Source organism: Sphingopyxis sp. (assembly GCF_035565275.1).
Lineage (GTDB): Bacteria > Pseudomonadota > Alphaproteobacteria > Sphingomonadales > Sphingomonadaceae > Sphingopyxis.
Genome location: NZ_DATMST010000273.1, coordinates 1 through 19,787 on the forward strand (window position 1 = coordinate 1; position 19,787 = coordinate 19,787).

General features: G+C 65.8%; 19 protein-coding genes. 9 read left to right on the top strand and 10 right to left on the bottom strand.

Translation table 11 applies throughout. The annotated features are described in order from the left end of the window. The 7 genes from VN047_RS18055 to VN047_RS18085 all read right to left on the bottom strand — a co-directional run. On the bottom strand, positions 1 to 905 hold a 905-nt coding region (locus tag VN047_RS18055), incomplete at its 3' end, for an FAD-dependent oxidoreductase (RefSeq protein ID WP_325545122.1). Positions 906 to 1,031: 126 nt separating this feature from the next. After that, positions 1,032 to 1,934: a LysR family transcriptional regulator gene (locus VN047_RS18060; protein ID WP_325545124.1), complete on the bottom strand. Its 903-nt coding sequence runs from the start codon at positions 1,932 to 1,934 to the stop codon at positions 1,032 to 1,034. A 47-nt stretch (positions 1,935 to 1,981) separates the two neighbouring features. Next, positions 1,982 to 2,326, bottom strand: coding sequence for a RidA family protein (locus tag VN047_RS18065; RefSeq protein WP_325545126.1), 345 nt, complete (start codon positions 2,324 to 2,326; stop codon positions 1,982 to 1,984). A gap of 157 nt (positions 2,327 to 2,483) precedes the next feature. Next, entirely contained in the window at positions 2,484 to 5,648 is a 3,165-nt protein-coding gene (locus VN047_RS18070; RefSeq protein WP_349255351.1) for a CusA/CzcA family heavy metal efflux RND transporter, read from the bottom strand. A 28-nt stretch (positions 5,649 to 5,676) separates the two neighbouring features. Further along, positions 5,677 to 6,918, bottom strand: a complete 1,242-nt coding sequence (locus VN047_RS18075) for an efflux RND transporter periplasmic adaptor subunit (protein ID WP_325545130.1) — start codon at positions 6,916 to 6,918, stop codon at positions 5,677 to 5,679. Continuing rightward, a complete protein-coding gene (locus VN047_RS18080; protein ID WP_325545132.1) occupies positions 6,915 to 8,195 on the bottom strand; it encodes a TolC family protein in 1,281 nt (426 codons plus the stop codon). Before VN047_RS18080 ends, VN047_RS18075 begins: the two co-directional genes overlap by 4 nt. A gap of 59 nt (positions 8,196 to 8,254) precedes the next feature. Next, positions 8,255 to 8,692: a hypothetical protein gene (locus tag VN047_RS18085; protein ID WP_325545134.1), complete on the bottom strand. Its 438-nt coding sequence runs from the start codon at positions 8,690 to 8,692 to the stop codon at positions 8,255 to 8,257. Between the two features lie 185 nt (positions 8,693 to 8,877). On the opposite strand from VN047_RS18085, the gene VN047_RS18090 reads away from it, so the two are divergent. Together VN047_RS18090 and VN047_RS18095 are read left to right on the top strand one after the other, a co-directional pair. After that, positions 8,878 to 11,487 carry a TonB-dependent receptor gene (locus tag VN047_RS18090; RefSeq protein WP_325545136.1) on the top strand — a complete coding sequence of 870 codons (2,610 nt, stop codon included), beginning with the start codon at positions 8,878 to 8,880 and terminating at the stop codon, positions 11,485 to 11,487. Further along, a complete protein-coding gene (locus tag VN047_RS18095) occupies positions 11,487 to 12,308 on the top strand; it encodes a hypothetical protein (RefSeq protein WP_325545138.1) in 822 nt (273 codons plus the stop codon). Before VN047_RS18090 ends, VN047_RS18095 begins: the two co-directional genes overlap by 1 nt. On the opposite strand, the gene copD is transcribed toward VN047_RS18095, so the two are convergent. Then, positions 12,295 to 13,236: a copper homeostasis membrane protein CopD gene (gene copD, locus VN047_RS18100; RefSeq protein WP_325545140.1), complete on the bottom strand. Its 942-nt coding sequence runs from the start codon at positions 13,234 to 13,236 to the stop codon at positions 12,295 to 12,297. The two genes, VN047_RS18095 and copD, sit on opposite strands and share 14 nt — an antisense overlap. A 4-nt stretch (positions 13,237 to 13,240) precedes the next feature. After that, entirely contained in the window at positions 13,241 to 13,624 is a 384-nt protein-coding gene (gene copC / locus VN047_RS18105) for a copper homeostasis periplasmic binding protein CopC (protein WP_325545142.1), read from the bottom strand. A gap of 143 nt (positions 13,625 to 13,767) precedes the next feature. Here copC and VN047_RS18110 point away from each other — a divergent pair, with 143 nt between their 5' ends. The 5 genes from VN047_RS18110 to VN047_RS18130 all read left to right on the top strand — a co-directional run bounded on the left by VN047_RS18110 (position 13,768) and on the right by VN047_RS18130 (position 18,002). Then, complete coding sequence (locus VN047_RS18110) at positions 13,768 to 14,016, top strand: hypothetical protein (RefSeq protein WP_325545143.1); 249 nt, start codon at positions 13,768 to 13,770, stop codon at positions 14,014 to 14,016. Continuing rightward, positions 14,016 to 14,456 carry a periplasmic heavy metal sensor gene (locus tag VN047_RS18115; protein WP_325545145.1) on the top strand — a complete coding sequence of 147 codons (441 nt, stop codon included), beginning with the start codon at positions 14,016 to 14,018 and terminating at the stop codon, positions 14,454 to 14,456. The genes VN047_RS18110 and VN047_RS18115 overlap by 1 nt, the downstream gene beginning before the upstream one ends. Further along, the gene (locus tag VN047_RS18120; protein ID WP_325545147.1) at positions 14,453 to 15,025 is read left to right on the top strand and encodes an RNA polymerase sigma factor; all 573 of its coding nucleotides are present in this window, start codon (positions 14,453 to 14,455) and stop codon (positions 15,023 to 15,025) included. Before VN047_RS18115 ends, VN047_RS18120 begins: the two co-directional genes overlap by 4 nt. A 92-nt stretch (positions 15,026 to 15,117) precedes the next feature. Then, positions 15,118 to 16,908 carry a copper resistance system multicopper oxidase gene (locus tag VN047_RS18125; protein WP_325545149.1) on the top strand — a complete coding sequence of 597 codons (1,791 nt, stop codon included), beginning with the start codon at positions 15,118 to 15,120 and terminating at the stop codon, positions 16,906 to 16,908. Further along, positions 16,905 to 18,002 carry a copper resistance protein B gene (locus VN047_RS18130; RefSeq protein ID WP_325545151.1) on the top strand — a complete coding sequence of 366 codons (1,098 nt, stop codon included), beginning with the start codon at positions 16,905 to 16,907 and terminating at the stop codon, positions 18,000 to 18,002. The genes VN047_RS18125 and VN047_RS18130 overlap by 4 nt, the downstream gene beginning before the upstream one ends. Positions 18,003 to 18,504: 502 nt before the next feature. On the opposite strand, the gene VN047_RS18135 is transcribed toward VN047_RS18130, so the two are convergent. Further along, on the bottom strand, positions 18,505 to 19,056 hold the full coding sequence (locus VN047_RS18135) for a hypothetical protein (RefSeq protein ID WP_325545153.1): 552 nt from the start codon (positions 19,054 to 19,056) through the stop codon (positions 18,505 to 18,507). 54 nt (positions 19,057 to 19,110) lie between these two features. Here VN047_RS18135 and VN047_RS18140 point away from each other — a divergent pair, with 54 nt between their 5' ends. Then, the gene (locus tag VN047_RS18140) at positions 19,111 to 19,338 is read left to right on the top strand and encodes a helix-turn-helix transcriptional regulator (RefSeq protein ID WP_325545181.1); all 228 of its coding nucleotides are present in this window, start codon (positions 19,111 to 19,113) and stop codon (positions 19,336 to 19,338) included. A 103-nt stretch (positions 19,339 to 19,441) separates the two neighbouring features. Next, positions 19,442 to 19,759 (top strand): hypothetical protein, encoded by a 318-nt coding sequence (locus VN047_RS18145; RefSeq protein WP_325545155.1) that lies wholly within the window; start codon positions 19,442 to 19,444, stop codon positions 19,757 to 19,759. Positions 19,760 to 19,787: the final 28 nt, after the last annotated feature.

Consider the following 19,787-nt stretch of genomic DNA (forward strand, 5'->3'; position numbering starts at 1 on the left):
GCCGCGGAGCCCGGCGCGGCGGTGATCGAATGCCCCTTCATCGGCAGGATCGGCAGCGACACGCCGATCGCGCGCGCCAGCGCGGCCGATCCGGTGCCGGCGCAAAGGATGATGCGGTCGGCCGAAAGCCGCGTACCATCCGCAGCTACAATCGCCGGGCGCTTGCCGCTCGCATCGATCCGTTCGATCGCGACGCCGCAGCGAACGTCGGTTCCGCCTGCAACGAGCGCCGCCTGCGCTCCGATGCAGAAGCGATAGGGGTCGCCGACCTCTTCGCTGGGCGTGTGGATCGCCCCGACGATCGCGGACCGGATCGATGCAAGCATCGGTTCGGCGGCGATGGCGCCGTCGGCGTCGAGGAAATGCTGCTCGGCGCCGGCGACGGCCTTGTCGGCCGCGATTGCCCGCGCGGCGGCAAAGCTTTTCGCCGAACGATAGATGATGATCTTGCCAGGCGTGCTGTGCGCGAAGTCGATCCGATGGCGGCGGGTCAGCGCATGGAGGGCGGTCCGCGACTGGACCGCGAGCGCAAGTCCTTCGAGCGTGTTGCGCCGGAAGCGTCCCGTGCTGCCGTTGCTCAGGAAAGCGAGCGTCCAGCGCAGGAAGTCGGCGTCGAGGCTGGGATGGAAGCGAAAGGCGGGATCGCGCGCGAGAAGGAGGCGGGGGAATTGGGCAAGCGTCGCCGGGCTGGCGAGCGCGTCGGTATAGGAATAGCTCAGCTGCCCGCCGTTGGCGAACGAGGTGCCGCGCCCGGCTTCTTCGGCGCGGTCGACGACGGTGACGCGGTGGCCCCGGTCGGCCAGTGTGAGCGCGGTCGCCATGCCGACGACGCCTGCGCCGACGACGATCAACTCCTGCGGCCGGACGGCCGACGCCGTTTCACCAAGGCGAAATTCTGCCCGCATATATCGACACGATCCCCCACGGCCGGTCCGGACTTCCCATACCGGTGCCTGCCTCTTTGACCCGGAGATTATCGAGCGGGCGCGTGTCGCAAAGCTGTAATTTTTTCCGAAGGCTATAGCCCTGGTCTATGGTTCGGGGCCTACGCGGTTGGCGGCAAGTACGTCCTCAAGCGTGCGGAGGAACTGGCGCGCCACCTTCGATGGCTGGCGATCCTCGAGCGTGACCCACGAGATGGTAAAGCCCAGTGGCGGGTCGGTGCGATACCAGGAAAAGCCCGGTGTTTGTGAGGCGCGCGCGGTGAATTCATCGACCACCGTGACGCTGCCTTCAAGCTGCGCGAGCCGCGCGGCGATGAAGAAGGTCTGCACCGACACCGCTTCGCGATAGGCGATTCCGCGCTCGCGTGCGGCGCGGGTGAGGACATCGCCGATCGGACCGGTGGCGGCGACGCCGATCAGGTCGCGGTCGGCAAGCTGTCCCAGCGGCAGGCGGCCGGCAACCTTGCCGAAGGTTCCCGTCGGTCCAAAGGCGACAAGCTCGCCCTCGGCAAGCTGCGTCCGCGTCAATCGCGGGTGCGGCGGCGGTGTATAGGCGACGGCGATGTCGGTCTCGCGCTCGATCAGCGAACGGACGAGGTCGTCGTGATGATGGGTGTGAACCTCGAACGTCACGCGCGGCCACTCGCGGCGGAACCGCGCGATCGCCTGCGGCACGACGTCGAGCGCAAGGCTGGGCACGATGCCGAGCCGGATATGTCCGCCACCCGCCTGCGAAAGGTTGCGCGCCGTCTGCTGCAGCGAGGCGAGTCGGTCGAACACGTCGCCGGCCTCGCGGATCAGCGCGTGCGCCTCGTCGGTCGGGACGAGCCGCCCGCGCGCGAGCTGGAACAGCGTAAAGCCGAGGCTGTCCTCGGCATGGCGCAGCGTTTTCGAGATCGACGGCTGCGACACACCCAGCGCGCGCGCCGCGGCGCTGATCGACCCGTGGGTATAGACGGCGTGGAAAACCTCGATCTGGCGAAAGCGCATGACCCGTCTGTACCCCCGCAAAAGCTGGGGGCCAACGGTGTTTGCGGTCACGGGCGAAGCGCGATCGCTTCGACCTCGATCAGCGCGTCGGGTGCGAGCAGCGCTGAAACCACCGTCGAGCGCGCGGGGTACGGTGCATCGAACACCCGGCGATAGGCGGCATTGAACGCCGCGCCGAAGGCTGGATCGGTCAGCCAAGCGGTGACCTTGACCACGTCGCCGGGGGTGCAGCCCTCGTCGGCGAGGACGCGAACGAGGTTGGCGAGCGTGCGTTCGGCCTGCGCCTCGATGCCGCCGGGCACGATCGCGCCATCGTCGCCGCGTGCGAGCTGGCCCGAGGTGAAGACGAGCGATCCCGCGGTGCGGGCGGCCGATAGCGGCGGTACGGACATGTCATTCTCCGGCAGACAGGGTGATCGGCCCGGTCCTATGCGCGCGCATCGCGGCGAAACATGTCAAATCGCTCGGTCCTCCATAGGCCGGGGTTATGGTTGCCGGCAAAATTCCGGAAGAGCCCCGCGCGCCCGATCGGACGCGCGGGGCCGGGGGTCAGGCCGGCGCGGACCGGCCGTGGACCATGCGGTAGAGCGCGGGCAATATGAGCAGCGTCAGGATCGTCGAGGAGACGATGCCGCCGATCACCACCGTTGCCAGCGGTCGCTGCACTTCGGCGCCCGCCCCGACATTGAACGCCATCGGCACGAAGCCGAGGCTTGCGACGAGGGCGGTCATCAGCACGGGCCGCAAACGGGTCAGCGCGCCTTCGCGAATGGCGTCGTCGAGCGCCGCGCTGCCTTCGCGAAGCTGGCGGATGAAGCTCAGCATCACGACCCCGTTGAGCACCGCGACCCCCGACAGGGCGATAAAGCCCACCCCGGCCGAAATCGACAGCGGCATATCGCGGATCAGCAGAGCGGCGACGCCCCCGGTCAGCGCCAGCGGCACGCCCGAAAAGACGATCGCCGCATCCTTGCCCGACCGGAACAAGGCATAGAGCAGGCCGAAGATCGTGATCAGCGCGGCGGGCACCACCAGCTGGAGCCGCTTGGCAGCCGAGATCAGCTGCTCGAATGTCCCGCCATAGCTTATCCAGTAACCCGACGGGACCGTGACTTCGGCATCCACCTTCGACCGGAGTTCGTCGATGAAGGAACCGAGATCGCGGCCGCGGACATTCGCCGTCACGACCACCCGGCGCTTGCCATCCTCGCGGCTGACCTGATTGGGGCCGACGACGACCTCGACCTTCGCCACGTCGGCGAGCGGAACGAACCCCCGCAGCCCGGCGTCGGGGGCCGACCCAAGCGTCACGTCCGCCGAGGGGCCGATGGCCGGTAGCGGGATACGCAGACGGCCGATCTCGTCGACCCGCTGGCGTATATCCTCGGGCAGCCGCACGACGATCGGAAAGCGCCGGTCGCCTTCGAACATCTGCCCCGCTTCGACCCCGCCGATCGAGACAGCGACGACATTCTGGACGTCGCCGACGTTCAGGCCGAACCGTGCGAGCGCCGCGCGGTCGGGCGTGATCTGCATGACCGGCAGGCCGCTGACCTGTTCGACGGCGACGTCCTGAGCACCCTCGATTCCCGAGGCGACGGCCTCGACCGCGCCACCGATTTCGCTCAGCGTCTCGAGATCGTCGCCGAATATCTTGATCGCGACATCGGCGCGAACCCCCGAAAGCAGTTCGTTGAACCGCATCTGGATCGGCTGCATGAACTCGTAATTGTTGCCGGGAAGTTTGGCGACGGCGGCTTCCATCTCGCTGACGAGCTTCGCCTTCGGCTTTCGCGGGTCGGGCCAGTCCTTCCGGTCCTTGAGCATGACGAAAGTGTCGGCGACCGAGGGCGGCATCGGGTCGGTCGCGACCTCGGCGGTGCCGATCTTCGCGACCACCCGCTCGACCTCGGGGAACTGCTTGATGCGCGCTTCGAGTGCGGTTTGCATCTGGACCGCCTGTGACAGGCTGGTTCCCGGAACCCGCAGCGCGTGCAACGCGATATCGCCTTCGTCGAGGTTCGGCACGAATTCCGACCCCATCCGACCCGCCGCCACGCCCGCGATCAGCACGAGACCGACGGCACCGGCAACGAAGGCGGTGCGCAGGCGAATTGCGCTGTCGAGCGCGGGGGCATAGGCGCGCCGCGCCCAGCCCATGATGCGGCTTTCCTTTTCCTCTACCTTGCCGGTGACGAACAGCGCGATCGCTGCCGGCACGAAGGTGAGCGAGAGGATGAGCGCCGCGGTCAGCGCCATCACGACGGTGATCGCCATCGGGTGGAACATCTTCCCTTCGACGCCGGTGAGCGCGAAGATCGGGACATAGACGAGCGCGATGATCAACATGCCGAACAGCGACGGGCGGATGACTTCCGACGTCGCCGATGCGGCGAGGCCGAAACGCTCGGTCCGGTCGAGCAGGCGCCCGAGCCGGTGCTGCGCCTCGCCGAAGCGTCTGAGGCAGTTTTCGACGATAATCACCGCGCCATCGACGATCAGCCCGAAGTCGAGCGCGCCGAGGCTCATCAGGTTGCCCGACACGCCCGCGCGGACCATGCCGGTGATCGTCATCAGCATCGTGACCGGAATGACCGCCGCGGTGATCAGTGCCGCGCGGACGTTGCCAAGCAGCAGGAAGAGGATGACGATGACGAGCAAGGCGCCTTCGAGAAGATTCTTCTCGACGGTCCAGATCGCCCGTTCGACAAGGTCGGTCCGGTCATAGACCGGAACCGCCCTGACGCCGGCTGGCAGCGCCTTGGCCGCAACTTCCAGACGTTCAGCGGCGGCGCGCGCGACGACGCGGCTGTTCTCGCCGGCCAGCATCATGACCGTCGCGAGCACGACCTCCTTGCCGTTTTCGGTCGCGGCGCCGGTGCGGAGTTCTTCGCCCAGCCCGATATCGGCGACGTCGGCGATCCGGATCGGGATGCCGTTGCGGTTGCTGACGATGATCGATTTCAGATCGTCGATGCCCGCCGCCTGTCCCGGGGTGCGAACCAGATATTGCTCGCCATAGCGTTCGACATAACCCGCGCCGCGATTGTCGTTGTTCCGTTCGAGCGCCTGCACGACGTCGTCGAGCGCCAGCCCGTACGCCGACAGGCGCGCCGGGATCGGGGTGACGTGATATTGGCGTTCGTAACCGCCGATGCTGTTGACCTCGGTGACGCCGGGCGTGTTTCGCATCTGCGGCCGGATAACCCAGTCCTGCAATGTCCGCAGGTCCTCGGCGGTATATGCACTGCCATCCGGCTTTCGCGCGCCCGGCTCGGCCTCGAGCGTATACATGAAGATCTCGCCGAGCCCGGTCGCGATCGGGCCCATTTCGGGCGAGACGCCGGGCGGGAGCTGTTCGCGCGCGGTCTGCAGCCGTTCGTTGACGAGCTGACGCGCGAAATAGATGCTCGTGCCGTCGTCGAACACCACGGTGACCTGGCTGAGGCCATAGCGCGAGATCGAGCGTGCATATTTGAGACCCGGCAGGCCCGCGATCGCGGTTTCGACAGGGAAGGTCACCCGTTGTTCGGCCTCGAGCGGAGAGAATCCCGGCGCCGCGGTGTTGATCTGGACCTGAACATTGGTGATGTCGGGGGTGGCGTCGATCGGCAGTCGCTGGAAACTCCAGACGCCGATCGCGCAGAGCAGCAGCACGACGGCAAGGACCGCCCAGCGGAAACGGATCGCGCCGGCGATCAGCCGTTCGAGCAGGCCGGGCCGGGCCGGGGAGGTGGCGCTATCAGTGGTCATGGCTGGCTCCCGATTTCTCGATGTCGGCACGAACGAGGAAGGCGCCATCGGTGACATAGACATCGCCCGGCGCGAGCCCGCCGAGTACCTCGGTCCATTCGGGCGTGCGGCGGCCTGTTTTCAGCATCCGCACTTCATAGGTGTCGCCGACCCTGGCGAAGACCACCTCGAAGTCGCGGAAGCGCTGGATCGCTTTCGTCCTTACGGCGACGGGCACCTCGGCGCGGGCGACGGCGAAGCTGCCCTCCACCCCCATGCCGGGCCGGAACTCGCGTGACGCCCCGGGCGGCAGATGCACGTGCGCCAGTATTGTCTGGCTTGCGATGTCGGCGGTCGGAACGATCGCCTCGACCTCGCCTTCGAAACGTCCCTCGCCCGACAGGCTCCTGAGGCTCACCGGCTGTCCGACGCGCACCCGTTCGGCATCGCGCGGATAGACGAAGAATTCGGCATGGAGCTGCGCCGGATCGGCGATCGTGAAGAGCGCACGATCGCCGGTCGTATCGCCGACATTCACATTCTTCCCGATGATGGTCCCGCCGATCGGTGCGGTCACCGTATAAACCTGAAGCGAATGGCTCGATTCCACGCGCGCGAGCACCTGACCGCGCCGGACCTGCTGGCCGAGCTTGCCGCTCAGCGCGACGATCAGTCCGGGAAGGCGGGCGCGAACCTCGGCCTTGCCCTCGGGCGTGATCTCGACGCGGCCGCCCATGTCGATAAGGTCGCTGATCGTTGCCGGACCTGCGGCCTCGGTCCTGATACCGCCCGTCCTCGCTGCGTCGGCAGCGATGACCGTACGCCCCTCATAGGAAGCATAGGACCATATGTGGTTGCGGCCGCCCTCCGACGCCCGCACCCGGACGTCGAAGCTGTGCGGTTCGGCGACGGTGCCGTTCCCGCGCAGGAAATCGTCCTGCGGAATGAAAGCGAAGCGATCGGTCTTGCCGCCGAGGCGGCCAAGCTCCACCGTCAGCTGGACCTCCGACGGTTTCACAGGCTTGCCGTCGCGATAGGCATAGACGCGCAGTTCGGGTGCGACGCCATCTTCGAAGATGGTGATCTCGAGTGCGAAATTGCCGTCGCGCAGCATGCGCCCGCGATGCGGGCCGCGCTCATATTCGCCGGCCGTGGCGGCTTCTTCGCCGTCCTTTCTTGCGGCGGGCTCCCCGCAGGCGGCAAGTATGGCAAGGGCGAGCATCGACGCCGCCCCGAGCAGATATTTGGTCATCGGATCGTCTCCAGATTGGCAAGCAGGGGGGCGTGACGGCCGGTCAGCCGGTCAAGCCGCGTACCCAGAAGGTGAAACCGGCGCAGCAGGTCGACACGCCGCGAGCGTGCGTCATGGGCGGCGGTCTGCGCCTGATTGAACTCGAGGAAGGTGAAGGCGGTGCCGCCGCGCGCCAGCCCGTCGGCGATCAGGCGCACCGCGCGCGTCGCGCTCGGTAGCACCTCGCCGTCGATCCGACCGATTTCGGCGGCGACCAGTTTGCGTTCGGCGGCGAGCTGGTCGATCTCGCGATCGATCTCGACCCGCGATACCGCGACCTCGGCCTCGAGCGCGCGTCGTTCGGCCTCGGCGCGCTGGACGTTGCCGCGATTGGCGGCTCTCGTCCCGAGCGCGATCGACCCGCCGGCCATCAGCGCGAAATCATTGCCGTCGCCGAAATGGCGAAGCCCGATGCGCGCGCCGGGGTCGGCGACATTGCCGGTTTCGGCAAGTTTGACCCTGGCTTCGGCCGCGGCAATTTCGGCGGTCAGGACTGCAAGGTCCGCGGACGTCCCCGCCGCCGGAACCGCATTGCCGACCTGCTGGAAAGCTGCGGCGTCGAGGCTGAAGTCGCTCGTTCCGCTCCACCATGCCGCCAGATTGGCGCGCGCGATCCGGGCGGCTTGATGCGCCTGGTCGAGCGCGATTTCGGCCTGCGCGACATTGGTCCGCGCCCGTTCGGCGGCGAACCACGGATCGAGCGCGCCGGTCACACGCTTCACAACGTCAAGCTCGACGCGTTTCAGGTCGGCCAGCCGTGCTTCGGCGACGGGGATTGCCGCCTCGGCGGCAAGCGCCTCGACCCACGCCGCCTGCACGCGCGCGAGGCGATCGAGCAGGCGAACGCGGTTCTGCCGTGCCACGACATCGGTATCGGCGCGCGCGGCGGCGATGCGTGCCTGGCGCTTGCCGCCGCGTTCCCATGTGCGTTCATACCAGCCGGTCGTCTGCATCCGGTCGAGCGGCGAGTAAGGTCCGGTACCTGCAACCTCTTCGAAATCGACGCCGACGACGTCGCGCGGCCGGACGTCGGCCTGCATTATGGCGGCATCCGCCGCTTCGAGCCGTGCCGCGTTGGCGGCGATGGCGGGGTCGCTCGTTGCAACCCGTGAGAGAGCGTCGTTCAGGTCCAGATTTTGGGCCCGTGCGGGCTGCGCGGCAGCCAGCAGGGCGGCTCCGCAGAGCAAGGCTCCACGGGCGACATGCGCGCCGAAGCGCGCTCGATACAGGAAAAACATGTGATAACAGCCTCGCTAAAGGGCGTGGAAACATCCCACGCCTTGCAAGGCGCGGGAATTCAGGCGCTCAGCGAGTTATATCTGGGTGGGCGCTCGGGCCCGCCGGGCCGCTGGCCGTCGATCTGGCGTTCTGACCACGGGCCATGCAAGCTGTTCGCCGCAGCGTGAGCAAGCGCATATGCCCCGCCCGGGACAAGCAGATTGGAGCCGCCGTCGCCATGATGATGGTGTCCGCCAGCGAAATGTTCGCCCGGCTGGTCGTCGGCGTCGGGCGCCTTTTCGTGATGCGCTTCATGGTCGGCAAGATCGTCATGAACGGCATCCAGGCCGAACGCGGCATCGCCGCCATGCTCGTGCGAAACCATCAATGCAGGCGAATGCTGGATCTGGTCGATCGCCCTGGCGGGCACCGTCGCCGCATAGAACATCATCAGCAGCGCACAAAGCGCCGCGATCAGACGATCGGCGAAGGGGGTGAAGACACGGGTCACGCTCACGCGTGTAATTTCGCCCCGGCGCGATTGCAAGCCGAAGCGGCTCGCCGTGACGCGCTCCGTTTCGCGCGCGTCACGGAACTGATATCTTTCTTTCATCATATCGAAACGCTCGGGTCACGCCGCTGACGCACCCGGTTTCTATCGGACGCCCCGACAACAACAACATCTTCCGGGAACCCCAGACAATGAAACCGACTCTCCCGATTTTCCGGGCCGCTTTGCTGTGCTCGGCCGTCCTCTTCGCCACCCCCTCGATGGCGCAGTCCGAACCGCTGCCCGAAACCGAAGCCGGCGAAGCGGGTGACGCGATCGTCGTGACCGGCCAGCGCCGCGCGCAATATGAGGCGACCGCCGAAAAGCGCGAGGCATTCGTGGTGATGGACGCGATCTCGTCGGACGACATCGGCAAGCTGCCCGACCATAATACCGCCGCCGCGCTGCGCCGCATTCCCGGCCTGTCGGTGCAGGAAGATCAGGGTGAGCCGCGTTTTCCGGTGCTGCGCGGGCTGCAGTCGACGTACAATCGCACGACCGTCGACGGCGCGCTGGTCTCGGGCGTCGATTCGGGCGGCCGCACCGTTCCGCTCGACATCGTCCCGTCGGTGATGGCGGGCCGGATCGAGGTCATCAAGACCGTCATGCCCGAAAATGACGCCAACGCGATCGGCGGCATCATCAATATCGCCACCCGCAGCGCCTTTGATGCGCGGCGCCCTTTCTTCAACGGAATCGCTTCTTACGGCATTTACGAACAGAATGGCGATGTCCGGAACAGCAAACCCTCCTATCGCGTGGCCTTTGCCGCCGGCACGACCTTCGGCGCGAACGACGAATGGGGCATCGTTATCGGCGCCAGCCAGGAGCAACTCGATTACGACATCCCGCAGATCGAAATCGCGAGCCCGTCGGTCCGCGAATATACCGCGGCCGGCGCCCCGGTGAATTCGGGCGCGGCGAACGGCAACGGCATCCAGGTCCCGACGCAGCATCGCCTTTTCTGGTACAACAACACGAAACAGCGCACCGGCGGCAATGTGAAGCTCGAATGGCGTCCGTCGGACCGCTTTCGCTGGGAATTGTCAGGCGTCGTCGCGCGCACCGAGGATGATGAGGAGCGCATCGAATACCGGATCGAGCCGATCGGCAATGTTGCGAACCAGACCCCGACGAGCGGCGAATTCGGGCGCGGCCGGATCATCGTCCAGCTCAACCAGCCGGTCACGAAGCGGCTCGTCGCGCTCGGTCGCACGGCTTTCGCCTGGGACGCGAGCGAGCAGGTGAAGCTCGACGGCGACGCCGTCTTCTCGCTCGGCCGGTTGCGCGTGCCCAACAGCAGCATCGAATTCCGTACCCGCGATGCCGATGCCGCGCGTTACGCCTTCGATTACGATACTTCGGACTTCTACCCGGTCTTTACGCCCGACGATGCCGCAGCGGCCGTCGATCCGCGCAATTTCTATCTGCAGCAGCAGCGCGACGACTTGCAGAAGTCGCTCGAAAAGAGCGGCCAGTTCCGCCTCAACCTGACCTGGGGCGATGACCGCGAAGATGGCGGGGTGAAGGTCAAGACCGGCGGCGTCGTGCGCCTGACCAATCGCGAAAACAGCAATCCGCGGACCGATTATCGCGCGGCGACGGGCTTTGACTATACGCTGGATAATGTCGTGACCGATGGCCCGGCCAAGCCGATCCGCGGGCAATTCTATATCCCCATTCGCATCGATGCTGACGCTTTTCCGGCGTTCTACGAAGCCAACAAGGGTAGCTTCACGACCACCGCGGGATCGGTCTCGGGCGATTATGAGGTGAGCGAAGACGTCTATGCCGCCTATCTTCAGGGCAGCACGCGGCTCGGCGATGTCACGGTGCTGGGCGGGCTGCGCTACGAACGCACCGATGTCTCGTCCGACGCCTATCGTGCCGTCGGCAGCACGCTGACCCGGATCACCACCGACGACAGCTACGACAACTGGCTGCCCAGCGTGCACCTCCGCTGGGACGTCACCGACCGCTTCGTCATCCGCGGCGCCTGGACCAATACGATCGGCCGCCCCGACTATGCGTCGATCACCGCGACCGAGACGTTGAGCTTCGACGGCAGCCAGCCGACGCTGTCGCGGGGCAACCCCGGCCTGAAGCCGCGCGAAAGCCGCGGGTTCGACCTGTCGGTCGAATTCTACCCCAGGGACGGCGTGATTTCAGCCGCGCTGTTCCACAAGAAGATCAAGAACGAGATTTTCACCCTGTCGAGCGTCGAGGCGATCGACGTCGGGCGCGGGGTCGAGGATGTACTCGTGTCCGAACCGCGCAATGCCGAGACCGCCACCATTCGCGGGCTCGAACTCAACCTGCAGCAGGCGCTGACTTTCCTGCCCGCGCCGTTCGACGGCTTGGGAGTCAGCGCGAACGCGACCTTCCTCGACACCCGGTTCACCTTTCTGACCAGCGTCGGCCCGCGCGTGACCGGGCTTTATCTGCAGCCCGACACGGTCTGGAACGCGTCGGTCTATTACCAGAAGGGCAAGTTCGAAGGCCGGCTGTCGTATAATTATATCGGCGGCTTCCTCGAAACGATCAACGACACCATTCCCAACGCCGACCAATATTGGAAGAGCCGCGGCACGCTCGACGCCAATATCAGCTATCGCATCACCCCGAACCTGACGCTTTATGCCGAGGGCCAGAACCTGACCGATCAGGGGCGCCGCGAACTGGTCGGCCCGCGGCAGGCCTATCTTCAGGAATCGGCAGAATATGGCCGGACCTTCTGGTTCGGCGTGGCGGCGAACTTCTGATGACCGGGCTGCTTCTCTTTCTGCTGGCGGCGTCGACCGCGCCGTCGCCCGCAATCCCGCAGGGCCGGCCTGCCGAGACGATCCGCCGCATTCCTGCTCCCGAAGCGCGTCAGGGTGTCGCGGCCGGCCGCAACGATATCTATGCCGTCGCCAACTGGACGATAGCCCGTTACGACCGGAAAACGGGCGAGCGCCGCGCGATATGGGAAGGTGAACCGGCGCGTTATCCGCATATCAACAGCTGCGCGCTGATCAGGCGCGAACTGGTGTGTGCGGCATCCAACTTCCCCGCGGTGCCGCACGCGAGCTCGGTCGAGTTTTTCGATCCCGCATCGCTCGCACACAAGCGCACGGTGTCGCTGGGTTCCGGCACCGGTTCGCTGACATGGGTCGACTGGCACGACGGCCACTGGTGGGGGATGTTCGCCAACTATGACAACAAGGGCGGGGAGGCGCCCCGCGACCATCGTCATACCGCATTGGTGAAATTCGACCCCGAATGGCGCCGCACCGAAAGCTGGGCCTTGCCCGCGACCATCCTCGAGCGGATCGCGCCGATGAGCATTTCGGGCGGCGGTTTCCGCCCCGGTGGCGACCTGTGGCTGTCGGGTCACGATCTGCCCGAACTCTATGTCGTTGGTATCCCCAAGGGCGGCGCCACGCTCGACCATCTGGCAACGGTTCCGATGGAGGCCGAAGGTCAGGCCATCGACTGGGACGAGCACCAGTCCGGAATATTGTGGGGTATCAGCCGCAAAGGGCGCGAAATGCTCGAAATGCGGGTGCCGTCGCTCTCTGCCGACATGGTCAGGCCGCGCTGATCGAGGGGGGCGCCAGCGTCCCCAGCCACGCGACGAGCGCAAGGATCGCCACACCTGCGAGCGCTTCGGCGGTCAGGCTTCGGCGTATCGCGTTGATGGCGATGCGGGAATCGCCGCCGGCGAGGGATGCGGAGAGTCTCGGCGTCAGCCGCCAGCGGTTCGCTCCGGCGAGGATCAGCATCGATCCGAAAAGCAGGAGCTTGATCAGCAGGAGTTGCCCATAGGTCGCGGTTGCCGATCGGCCGAGGTTCGCGATCCCGAAAATCAGCTGGGCATTGATCAGGCCGGTCGCTGCGATGACGAGAACGCATATCGTCCCGACCCGCGCGAACCGGTCAAGGCTCCGCGCCGCCAGGGCGGCTTGCGCAGATAGTATGACGGCATGTCGCGGTCGCAACAGGAGCAGGAAAGCCGCTATGGCGCCGAGCCATATTGCCGCGGCGATCAGGTGCAATATATCGCTGATGCGGTGGATCGCTCCGGCCGGTCCCTCGGTTGCGGCGGCATGGCCGGACCATGCCAGCGTCGCGAGTGTTGTCGAACCCGCGACCGTCAGGATGGCCGCCGTGATCGCCGGCCGTCCGGCGAAACCCTGGATCGCGCCCGCCGCGACCAGCAGCGCGATGATGCCGACCAGCCAGGCGGTTCCGAAACCGGTTTCGCGGACCATGTCCCGAAGCATCGCGAGATCGACCGAAAGCGGTGCGATGCCCTGCATATTGGCGGTCAGGACGATCATGCCGATTGCCGAAACGAGCAATCCGAACATGCAGAGCCAGCGCTGAGCACTCGCAAAGGTCGAAGTTAGCACTGGGTTCCGGCGCTCGTCACGGTCAAACGCATGGAACGGGAATGCGGCGAGCCCCGTGAGCAGCATGAGGTCCGCATAGAGTGCGAACCGGATGCCGATCACGGGGAAATCGCCCATGACCTTACCTGACCGTGAAACCGAATTCGCTGCCCATGCGGTGCGTGTCGGCACCCGCCGCCGACCATTTGACCTTGTAGGTGCCGGGGACAAGCGCGCGCTTCAGTTGCAGCGTCATCGACTTGCCGTCCTTGCCCATTGCCGAAGTGAAGGGAATCTTCATCGGCGGATGGTCCTTCATGCCGGGCATTCCCGTCATGACCAGTTCGGCCTTCACGGTCGAAGCGATGAGCTTTTCGCTGAATTTCAGATTGACCGATGTTACCTTCGACACCGCGGTATTCGCGGCCGGCGTCGAACCGACGAGTTTGGCGTGCGCAAGTGCTGCGCCGGGCGCCGACGCCAGCGCGACCGCGGCGACAAGGTGGAGGGGGAGCCACTTGTTCATAAAAAACTCCAATTGGATGCCTGTCCCCGCTATTACGCAGGACAAGGCGGTGGCCCTTTAAATATTTCGCCGAAAGCGGGTGGTTATCGAGGGGTGATCCGTCGAAGCGCGTATATTCCTTTTGAAAGGACTGGCGGAAGCCGATGGACGACGAACTTCGAATCCTGAATGCGGCGGAGATGCCCGCCGCGCTGGATGCGCTCGACGACCGGGTGCTGGACCTGCTCGCCACGCGCCGGCGTGAGACGGCGGCGATGCGGCGGACGATCGCGCTCGCGGCGTTTGTTTCGCTGGGCGGCGGGGTGATCGCCGGAAGCGCCTTCGCACCGTCCGCCGTGGCGGCAAGCCCGCTTACGCCGCTCGTCCCTGCCAGTCCGCTGGACTCGCGCTGATGACGCCGTCGCGCCGTTTGCTCGTCGTCGGTCTGATCGCCTTTCTGGCTGCGGTGGCAGGCGTTTTCGTCGGCCGCGCGCTGGTCGATGCGCCGCGTGCGAACGAGACCGAACTCCACGCCATGCTGCACCGCGAGTTGAAGCTGTCGGCCGGTCAGCAGCAGAAGCTCCGCCCGATCGAGGCGCAGTTCGCGGCACGGCGCGATGCGCTCGAACTCGAGATGCGCGCCGCCAATATCCGGCTGGCGCGGGCGATCGAAGCCGAGCATGGCTATGGCCCGCAGGTCACCAAGGCGATCGACGAGACGCACGAGGTGATGGGGGACCTGCAAAAGGAAACGCTCCAGCATCTGTTCGCGATGCGCGGCGTGCTCGATCGCGATCAGGCGGCGATGTTCGACAGGGTCGTGGTCGAAGCGCTGACCGCCGATGCGCGGTGAGCCTCGATCTCGCGCGATGTAGCGACGGCGAACTCGCCGCGCTCGCCCGGACGGGTCGGCAGAATGCCTATCGCGAGTTTCTGGCGCGCTACAAGGCTCCGGTCTTTCGCCTGATCCGGGCCCATGTCGGCGACATCGACGAAGCAATGGACCTGACGCAGGAAACGTTCGTGGCGGGCTTCGCGGCGCTCGCCCGCTACGATGGAGAACGGTCGTTTCGCACATGGATTTCGCGCATCGCGATCAACAGATGCCGCGACTGGGCGCGGCGCCGCGCGGTGCGCTCCTTCTTCGCGCGCGCGCTGCCGCTTGAGAGCGCGCACGACGTGGCGAGCGACGGTCCGGCGCCCGATGTCGAAGCGCGGGACCGCGCCGAACTGGCCCGCGTCCGTACCGCGATGGCGGCGCTTCCCCATAATCTGCGCGAGGTGCTCGTGCTTCGCGGTCTCGAGGATCTCAGCCAGTCCGAGACCGCCGAGATGTTGAACGTCAGCGAAAAGACGGTCGAGACGCGGCTCTACCGGGCGCGGGCCACGCTCCGCGCGCTGCTTGCCGAGGGCGGCGAATAGCACCGGTCACCCAAAAATCGCCGGGTGCGGCAAGGGGCATTCGGCCCCGCTGCGTAGGGATTTGCAGACAGGCGTTAACAATCGGGAAGATCATGCAGATAGACAGGCGTCGTTTCGTGAGCGGAGCATTGGGTGGCGGCGCGGTGGCTGCGGTGGCGCCGTGGTTTCCCGCTTGGGCGCAGCCGGTATCGCCCGGCATCGCCTCGACCCTCCCGACCGTGTCGGGGAATGACATCACACTGCGCATCGCGCGCCAGACGATGCGGATCGACGGCAAGGTCAGCCGTGCGATCGGGATCAACGGCACCGTGCCCGCGCCGCTCGTCCGGCTGACGGAAGGGCAGGCCGCGCGCCTGACCGTCGTCAATGATCTCGACGAGGACAGCTCGATCCACTGGCACGGGCTGATCCTGCCCTTCCACATGGACGGCGTGCCGGGGGTCAGCTTCCCCGGCATCAAGCCGAAGTCGACCTTCGTCTATGAATTCCCCGTCGTCCAGTCGGGGACCTACTGGTATCACAGCCATTCGGGGCTGCAGGAACAGCTCGGCCATTACGGGCCGATCGTCATCGACCCGGCGGGCGCAGATCCGGTCGGCTACGACCGCGAGCATGTGATCGTGCTGTCGGATCACAGCCGGCTTTCGCCCGAGGAAATCTTCCGCAAGCTCAAGGTCAACCCCGGCCATTTCAACATGCAGCGCCAGACGCTCGGCGGGCTGCTCGCGGGCAAGGACCAGCCGCTGAAGGACCGCATCGAATGGGGCAAGATGCGGATGGATCCGGCGGACATCGCCGACGTCAGCGGCTCGACATACAGCTTTCTCGTCAACGGCCACGGTCCGGGCGACAACTGGACCGGGCTCTTCAAACCCGGCGAGCGCGTGCGGCTGCGCATCATCAACGCTTCGGCGATGTCGATCTTCAACGTGCGTATTCCGGGGCTCCGCCTGACCGTCGTGCAGGCCGACGGCCTCAATATCGTGCCGGTCGAGACCGACGAATTCCAGATTGCGGTCGCCGAAACCTATGATGTCCTCGTCACCCCCGTCGAGGACCGCGCCTATACGCTGGTCGCCGAGGCGAACGACCGCTCGGGCATGGCGCGGGCAACGCTCGCGCCGCGCGCTGGTATGGTCGCCGAAGTCCCGCCGCTTCGCGAGCGCCCGCTCGCGACGATGAAGGATATGGGCATGGGTGCGATGACCAGTGGCGGCGATGCGTCGTGCACGCCCGAGCATGCCGCGATGGGCCATTGCACGCTCGCGCCGGCTGACGGCGCGGCGGCGGATCATGCCGCGATGGGGCATGGCGCCGGCGGCATGAACCACAGCATGCGCGACTTCAGCGTCGCGCCGCAGGTCAAGCGCGATCCGAGCGTCCAGTCGATCTCGCCGATGCCCGTCGATCGCATGGGCGAGCCGGGGCAGGGGCTCGAGGACGTCGGACACAAGGTGCTGACATACCACGACCTCGTCGCGCTCGAGCGCAACCCCGACGTGCGCGCCGCGTCGCGCTCGCTCGACATCCACCTCACCGGCAATATGGAGCGCTTCATGTGGTCGTTCGACGGGGTGAAGATGTCCGACCATCACGAGCCGATCCCGTTTGTCGAGGGTGAACGGGTCCGGATCAACCTCATCAACGATTCGATGATGAGCCATCCCATCCACCTGCACGGCCATTTCTTCGAACTGGTGACGGGGAAGGGCGACCGGTCGCCGCGCAAGCATACGGTGCTCGTCCAGCCGGGCGGCACCGCGAGTTTCGACTTCACCGCCGACGCGCTCGGCGACTGGGCGTTCCACTGCCATCTCCTCTACCACATGCACGCGGGAATGATGCGCGTCGTCAGCGTCCGTCCGAAGGGAGACGGCGAATGACCCGGACCGCGCTCCTCCTCGCGGGCATCGCGCCGCTCGCTTTCGCGGTTCCCGCCGCAGCGCAGTCAATGGATCATTCGATGCATGCTTCGCAGCCCGCAGCGAAACCCGCGCCCGAAGCGTCGACCTGCACTCCTGAACATGCGGCGATGGGTCATTGTACCCTCGACAGCGCGCCGGTCGAAGAGACCCCCGACGCCGGCATGAAGGCGATGGATCATGGCGCACCGCCATCCGATCCCGACTGCCCGCCCGAGCATGCCGCGATGGGCCATTGCACTCCGAAACAGGCGCCCGCGCACGATATGCCGCACGGGCAGCAAGCGACCGGGGCCAGCGGCACCGACCTGCCCCCGGGCGATGCGCCCGCACCGCTGCCGCCCGATGAATGGTACGCCGACCGCGTCTTCCCGAAAGATGCGATGGAGCATTCGCGTCACGCGATGATGATCGAAAACGGCGCGCAGCAGGTCGGCTTCGTCAGCCTGAACCTCGCCGAATATCAGGCGCGCAAGGGCCGCGACGGTTTCCGCTGGGAAGGCGAGGCGTGGTACGGCGGCGACATCAACCGGCTGACGCTGAAGAGCGAAGGCGAGACGGTGTTCGGCGAGGGGCTTGAAAGCGGCGAGGTGCAAGCGCTCTACAGCCGCGCGATCGGGCCCTATTTCAACGCACAGGCGGGTGTCCGGCAGGATTTCGGCCACGGGCCCGACCGCACTTATGCGACGGTGGGCTTCGAGGGCCTCGCGCCTTACTGGTTCGAGGTCGAGGGCGCGCTCTTCCTGTCGAACAGGGGCGACGTACTCGCCCGGCTCGAAGGCAGCTACGACCAGCGCATTACCCAGAAGTGGATACTGCAACCGATGGCCGAGGCCAATTTCGCGGCGCAGGACGTTCCCGAAAGCGGTATCGGATCGGGCCTTTCCGACGTCGAGCTCGGCCTCCGGCTCCGCTACGAGATCGTCAGGGAATTTGCGCCCTATGTCGGTGTCGAATGGACGCGCAAGGTCGGCGACACTGCGCGCTTTGCGCGCGCGGCGGGCGAGGATGCGAGCGGTGTGAGCTTCGCGATAGGGGTCAAGGCCTGGTTCTGACGGCGCCGGGCGATTCGGCGGCGATCCGTTCCGGCAGGACGGAAGGTTCCGGCGTCCGCCGATCGGCTTGTCGCGCCGCCCCGCATATCCCCCGAGCAGCAGGATTCTCCGCTATCCGGCCTCGCAGCGGTCAGAGTTGAAACCGTGCCAGCAAGGCACGAATCGCGACCAGGTCGCCGAAAATGCGCCATTTCATGGCGATGATGGTGCGCGACGCAGTCCGGACAGCTCCGGTCTCGCCTCGATTTCCCTGATAATTGCCGATTTACAGGGAAACATTGCGATTCAGGCGAATTTTGCGGAATCCTGGTCGGGTAAGAGGGCCAGATTTCTGCGCTTTTCGAGCGGAATTCCCTGCCGACGAAAACAGGGAATTGGCCCGCCCGAAACAGGGAAGCATTCTGGAATAACAGCGAATGTTTTCAGCGGAGCAGGGAAGGGCGCTTCCGCTGCTTCCCGGAGGTGTGCCCGCTGGAGAATACCCGACGACCGGCGCGTCAACCTAGCGCATGGTTTTGTTACCAAAAAGCAACTGGACCAGTGCGCCTACGGTGTCGACCTGCTGGAACCGGAATTTGCGAATGACCCGGTGCCCGGCTCTTTGGCTCTTTTTTCCCAGCGCGTTGGCCTTCGAATGCCTGGCAACGGTATCACCGGTATCCGGCAGGCCGACTCCCGGGGACCCGCCGAACCAGCGGAACGGACCCAGCTCGAGCGTGTGCGGGTCATAATCGAACCAGACCACGCAGCCGGATGGTTTGGCTGCCAGCCTGGTATTCACCGTCACATGCTGCTTCTTGCCCCCGGCAACCATCGATTTGAGCTGAATGTGCCGCATCGTGCCTCTGGCTTCGAGCACGAGGTCATATCCGTGCGCATCAACTTCCGAACGCAGCAACTCGATATCTCGACAGCCATCGATCCACAGGGAGGTCGCCAGCTCGGCGACGAACCGGTGCTCGAGAACCTTCTCGAGGCCTGAAGAATCCAGATAGGAGGCGCGCTCATCCAGCATCGCCGCCAGATTGCTTCCCTGTTCCCGGAAGTCGAGCAATTTGTGACTCATCGTCCGTGGACCGATAGGCATAAATTCTGGCGTGTCGCGCGCATGGATGTGCGGCAACTTTTCGGCACGAATGTGCGCCGGCTTCGGCTGGAGAAGGGATTGTCGCAGGAAGAATTCGGTTTCGTTGCGGGGATCGACCGGACCTACGTGTCGGGCGTCGAGCGCGGTCTCAGGAATCCGACTATCGTTCTTGCCGAGAAATTCGCCCAAGGCCTAGGTGTGGGAGTCGACGAGCTGCTCCGGCGGCCCGCCGATGGCAAGCATGACTGACGAGAGCAGTCCGTTCTACTCGTACGATCGATCCAGCGTCGGCTGGCTGTATCCACGAAAGTAGCAAGGTCTCGATATCCTGAACGAGGATCTTGCGCGCATTGTGGAAGCCAATGTCGACCTGGTTCCAGATCCGCTGCTTCGCGAACTTCTCGTCGAGGGGCTGAGGGGCCAGCTGCACGCGAAGCGAGGCCGTAAGCGGCTACCATCTCGCGTCGCGCGCGATCTTTACATTGTCTCGCTGTACGATGATTTGCTCCCGCGGCTTCAGGCCCGGGCAGGGAAGCGCAGCGCCGCTGGTGAAAAGAAGTGGGCGGTGAACCTCGCACCGGCGGAGAAGGCCTATGCCGTCATCGGCAGGTACATGGGGATGGCGCCCGAGCGCGTTCGCAACATCGTCTCACAAATAAAGGGCCGGTAATCCCGTGAGTGTTTTCGCGGCGGGCGGG